This window comes from Streptomyces sp. NPDC057654, assembly GCF_042800135.1.
In the GTDB taxonomy this organism is placed as follows: Bacteria; Actinomycetota; Actinomycetes; order Streptomycetales; family Streptomycetaceae; genus Streptomyces.
Genome location: NZ_JBHVHQ010000866.1, coordinates 1 through 3,624, shown reverse-complemented (window position 1 = coordinate 3,624; position 3,624 = coordinate 1). Strand labels below are relative to the sequence as shown.

At 70.0% G+C, this 3,624-nt stretch carries 4 protein-coding genes; 1 reads left to right on the top strand and 3 read right to left on the bottom strand.

Features of this window, described 5'->3' with window-relative positions; all coding sequences use genetic code 11:
- Positions 1-319 precede the first annotated feature (319 nt).
- From ACFU99_RS37410 to ACFU99_RS37400, 3 genes are all read right to left on the bottom strand, one after another.
- Positions 320-1,105, bottom strand: coding sequence for an LPXTG cell wall anchor domain-containing protein (locus tag ACFU99_RS37410; RefSeq protein ID WP_384401258.1), 786 nt, complete (start codon positions 1,103-1,105; stop codon positions 320-322).
- Between the two features lie 279 nt (positions 1,106-1,384).
- Complete coding sequence (locus ACFU99_RS37405) at positions 1,385-1,876, bottom strand: ATP-binding protein (protein WP_384401255.1); 492 nt, start codon at positions 1,874-1,876, stop codon at positions 1,385-1,387.
- Positions 1,877-2,047: 171 nt separating this feature from the next.
- Positions 2,048-2,416, bottom strand: a complete 369-nt coding sequence (locus ACFU99_RS37400; protein WP_363230608.1) for an STAS domain-containing protein — start codon at positions 2,414-2,416, stop codon at positions 2,048-2,050.
- 227 nt (positions 2,417-2,643) lie between these two features.
- On the opposite strand from ACFU99_RS37400, the gene ACFU99_RS37395 reads away from it, so the two are divergent.
- Positions 2,644-3,624, top strand: a 981-nt coding sequence (locus ACFU99_RS37395; protein ID WP_384401251.1) for an RNA polymerase sigma factor SigF, incomplete at its 3' end; no start/stop codon positions are given.

Genomic DNA, 3,624 nt, shown 5'->3' with positions numbered 1-3,624 from the left:
GCGCCGCGGCGGTGACGGCCGCGACGACGGCGCTGCGAGTACGGGACGGCATGTGCGGGCTCCCTGCGGCTCGTACGCGATGGCGCGCGGAGCGGGACGTCTGCGCCGAGGCGGCCGGGCCGCCTCTCTTCCCGCACCGTCCTCCCCCGCGATGGGGGTTCCGCCGGGGCCGCGCCCCGGTGCCGGAGGTATCGGAGGGTGTGGGTGACCGATGTGCGAAAGATGCCGGTGGCCCGGTGGTGGGGGTGTCCGGGGTGTTCCGGTGCTCTGCTCTCCGTCTCGCCCTGTCGACGGACGGTTTCTGGCGAACGAACGGCCGCTAGCGGACGGCCTTATGACGGCGCGTGAGCCACAGCGTGCCCGCCACTCCGGCGAGCAGCACGGTGCCGCCGAGCGTGCCGAAGGCGACCGCGTTGTCGGAGGGGCCGGTCTGCGGGAGCTGACCGCCGCCGGTCGAACTGGAGCCGCCCGAGCCGCTGGAGCCCGTACCGCCCGACCCGCCGGTGCTGCCGCCCGTACTGCCCGACCCGCCCGAGGAGCTCGACCCGCCGGAGGAGCCCGTACCGCCCGAGGAGCCGCCCGAGCCCTTGACGTCGAGGCTGAGCGACGGCTTGGGGTTGTTGTTCGGCGTGCAGGTGGTGGTCGTGCCCATCGCCTTGATGGTGAGGGTGGAGGCGGTGAAGGTGACCTTGCCGCTCTTCTTGGGCGTGTACGTGCCCGACAGGTCACTGATCTTGATGGCGGTGTTGGCCGGTATCGCCGCGTCGTTGGGCGGGCCCGTGACCGCCACGGTGCCGGTCTCCGCGCCGCCGAGCTTGATGAGCGCACTTGGCTTCATCGCGCCCTTGCCGAGTTCGATGGGGCTGGAGGAGACGCCTTTCTGGAAGGACATCGTGAGCTTGTACGAGCCGCCGCTCGCCACGCTCTTGATGTCGATCGGCGAGACCGCGCCCTTGTTTCCGATCGGTGTCTTGCACTGGTAGTCGACGTCGACCGTGTCGGCGTGCGCCGCGGGGGCGGCCAGCAGGACTGTCCCGCCGGCCAGCGCCGCCGCGACCGCGAGCGCGCCGCCCCGGCCGACCGTGTGGCGTTTCGTGTGGGACACGTCGGGTTCCCCTCTCGTCAAATACTCCTCAAACGCCCGTCGTGCGCCGCCGCGAAATGTTACTGACGGCACATCAGATCGGGCGCCGACAGTACGCCGGGGACCATGGAGAGGGAAGACAAAGAACACGCCGGATCGCGGCGGGTGCGCGGACGCGTGGGAAAGGGTGTGCGGGAGAGGCGACGCGGTGGTCGCCTGGGAGGGACGGGGAAAGCCGCCCGGAAGGCCCGTGAAGAGGGAGGACCGGCGCCGTGGCGCGAATCGGGCCCGTAACAGCGATCAGGACGGAGCAGCGAGCTCCGCCCAGACCGTTTTTCCGGCGCTGTCCGCGTTCCGCACGACGCCCCAGTCGAGGCAGAGGCGCTGGACGATGAACATGCCGTGGCCGCCGGGCCGCCCGGCCCGGTGCGGGGTGCGCGGCGCGGGCGTGCCGGAGCCGAGGTCGACGACCTCCAGGCGCAGCACCTTCCCGCTACAGGCCACCCTGAGCTCCTCGGGGCCCTCGGCGTGCAGACACGCGTTGGTGACCAGCTCGGAGACGACCAGCAGGACGTCCTCGGCGGCGGCCCGCTGATCGGCGGAGGCGGCGGGCAGCCAGCCCCAGTCGTGCAGCGCCTCACGCGTGAAGTCGCGGGCGCGCGGTACCGCCCCGCTGGCTCCTATGAGGTGGAGTCGGCGGACCTGCCCGGCCGGGGACGGGGCCGCGGCCGGAGCGGCGCCGCCCGGCTCCGGACCGCGGTCGCCCGGCGGGGACGGCCGGGTGGTGCTCATCAGCGCTTCACCTCACCGATTCACCGATAACAGGACTGACGGAAACCTGGAACATTCATTGGATTCAGGTCTCTCCTGCCCGTCCGTCCGGTGAGAACACCCACTTCTTCGATACGGGTCGTGTGACACGGGTAACGCCCAGGTTGCCCACAGTGGCAGGAGAGGCGACGCTCAGTCCGCGAGCGCGGCTTCGAGCGTGTCATGGACGGTGAAGACCGCCTCGGCGCCGGTGATCTCGAAGACCCTGGCGACCACGGGCAGCATTCCGGCCAGATGGACCCCGCCGCCCGCGGCCTCGGCCTTGAGCCGGGCCCCGAGGAGCACATTGAGTCCGGTGGAGTCGCAGAACTCCAGCTGCGAGCAGTCGACCACGAGGCGCGAGCACCCCTCGTCCACGCAGCTCTCCAGCGGTTCGCGCAGCAGCTCCGCGGTGTGGTGATCCAGCTCACCCACCGGAGTCAGAACCGCGCTCGCCCCATGCCGACGGACCCCGACATGCAGCCGGCCCCTGCTTGCACTGCCGACCATCCCGCGGTCCATGCGCACCCCTTCTCGGTTGCTTGCCTGGCGCTTGGGGAAGCCTACGCCCTCAAAACCTCGTCCGGTAGCCAAAGATCCGTCATTCCAGGGCGAATACGGACAACTCGCACTTGCCATGGGTAGGTAAAGACCGGTAGGGCTAGTAAGAACGACAAACACGGCCGGCTTTGGAGGCGCCGCACACCGCAGCAACTGGTCATGGCTTCGGCAGCCATATGCCGAGAATGATGGAGGACACCATGTCACCCCGGCTCGACGAACTGCGCACCGATACTCCTCGGGAGACCGCCTCGTCGACACCCCCGCCCGAGCACCGCCCCGAGCAGGCCGCCCCGGCCGCCGAGGACGCGCGTATCGCCGACGCCGCAGACGCCGCGGACACGACCGACGCCCTCGGCGACATACCGCTCGACGAGCTCCCCGAGATCCCGCCGTACGACAAGGTCGGACCGGTGGACGCGCGGGCCCTGTCCAAGACGCTCTTCGAACGCCTGGAGTCGCTGGAGGAGGGCACCCACGAGCACGCGTACGTCCGCAACACCCTGGTCGAGCTGAACCTCGCACTCGTGAAGTTCGCCGCCTCCCGGTTCCGCTCCCGCAGCGAGCCGATGGAGGACATCGTCCAGGTCGGCACCATCGGCCTGATCAAGGCCATCGACCGGTTCGAGCTCAGCCGCGGCGTCGAGTTCCCCACCTTCGCGATGCCGACGATCGTCGGCGAGATCAAGCGCTTCTTCCGCGACACCAGCTGGTCGGTGCGGGTGCCGAGGCGGCTTCAGGAGCTCCGGCTCGACCTGGCCAAGGCCGGCGACGAGCTGGCCCAGAAGCTGGACCGCGCGCCCACGGTGGGCGAGCTGGCCGAGCGCCTCTCCCTCACCAACGAAGAGGTCGTCGAGGGCATGTCCGCGAGCAACGCGTACACCGCGAGCTCGCTGGACGCGCAGCCGGAGGAGGACGACACCGAGGGCGCCCTCGCGGACCGCATCGGCTACGAGGACCACGGCCTCGAAGGCATCGAGTACGTCGAGTCGCTCAAGCCCCTCATCGCCGAACTGCCCCCGCGGGACCGGAAGATCCTCTCGCTGCGGTTCGTCGCGGGCATGACCCAGTCGGAGATCGGCGAGGAACTCGGCATCTCGCAGATGCATGTGTCGCGACTGCTGTCGCGGACCCTGATCAGGCTCAGAAAGGGACTGACGCTCGAGGAA